At 30.5% G+C, this 1,396-nt stretch carries 1 protein-coding gene; it reads right to left on the bottom strand.

Features of this window, described 5'->3' with window-relative positions; genetic code table 11:
* Positions 1-53: 53 nt before the first annotated feature.
* Complete coding sequence (locus tag PG914_RS06890) at positions 54-1,346, bottom strand: ISL3 family transposase (protein ID WP_488823095.1); 1,293 nt, start codon at positions 1,344-1,346, stop codon at positions 54-56.
* Between the last annotated feature and the right edge of the window lie 50 nt (positions 1,347-1,396).

Below are 1,396 nucleotides of genomic sequence, written 5' to 3'. Positions count from 1 at the left end.
GCTTTCAAAAAGTTGGAGGTACCTCTTTTATTTTGTCGATAACCATTATTAATTTAATTTTTTATTGGAATATCTCTATTAATTGCGTACATAATTTTGTTTCGTAATCTGTGAAATTTTCTAATACCATTTGATGCTTTGATGATTGTCTTAATCTTTGAATTTGTTGATTCAATTGGTCCATTTGAAACACGTCTCTGATTAGATATCAAAAATGAATTTTTAATTTCTTGTTTCCAGTTCATTAGTAACCTACCAAAATCTCTAAATTCTTTTATCGGATTGTTTCTAAATTGATCAATCAAGTTTTCAAGTTCCTCATCACACGTGTCATAATCAGCTGTTTTATTAAAATATCGATAACGTTCTTTAAGTTTGAAACAGCCGGTTAATGTATCATCAATTGAGAGTAGGTAACCCAATATATCTTCTTTATTCCAGTAAGCTTTTAATTTCTTGATATATATTGGCTTGAAGTCTCTTAAACTATCTAAATCTTTTAGAAAGAAGTAATAGAATTTTTTCAACATATAGTAATACATATCATCAAACTCAGGATCCGATGCTCCAAGTCTAAATTTATTCATGGTATCAATTCTTACTCTATCAATTGCTCGGTTTAGATTAGCTATAACATGGAATGAATCAACCGCTATGGCAGTACCTGGAAATGACAGTTTAATGACTTCACGATACGATTCCCACATGTCTATAATCATGATTTTGACCCGTTGTTTCTCATATCTTGGAATTCTAGAAAAATACTCAGTTAAATAATGCTTATGTCTGGTTGTTATGACATCGATGATTTTACTGGTGTTGAAATCATATAATACGCAGGCGTATTTATATTTATGTTTCTTTGATACGTAAATCTCATCCAGACAGATGACTGAACCTAGTTCTCTACGCTTGGCATCAATTGATTGATCAAAGATATCAATCACACTTTGAATGGTGATATGATGTTGTTTGGCGATATCGGTAAAGGTTCGATTTATCCCCTTAAGGTTCTCTAAAACAGAGTGTTTTGTGAAATTAGATATTGTTTTCCCTTTAGTCGTAAATGGATTCGCTTCTGAGATGTATTTGCTGCACACTATACATTTGTATCGTCTAGATTGATATTTGATTAAATAGGGCTCATAACTAGATACACTGTATTTGATTTGTTTTAACCGATAGCTGTGAAATACAGTTTTAGAATCGCAGATTGGACAATTTATATCAGATTTCTTTAGTTTAATTTCAACAATAAACTCGTTGTTTAACCGATATGATTCAAGTGTTTCTATTTTGTTGCGTATTGATGCTAAAAATAATAATTGTATAATATCATCATACATAAGGTCTCCTTATAATTTGGTTATCGCTAACTTTTATTATAAGTGAGATC

The organism is Acholeplasma sp. ORD1043 (assembly GCF_057808485.1).
This window is presented reverse-complemented; position numbering and strand designations above follow the sequence as displayed.

Coding starts and splice junctions, on each gene's coding strand:
- PG914_RS06890 (WP_488823095.1), bottom strand. CDS start 1,346: ATGTATGATGATATTATACAATTATTATTTTTAGCATCAATACGCAAC.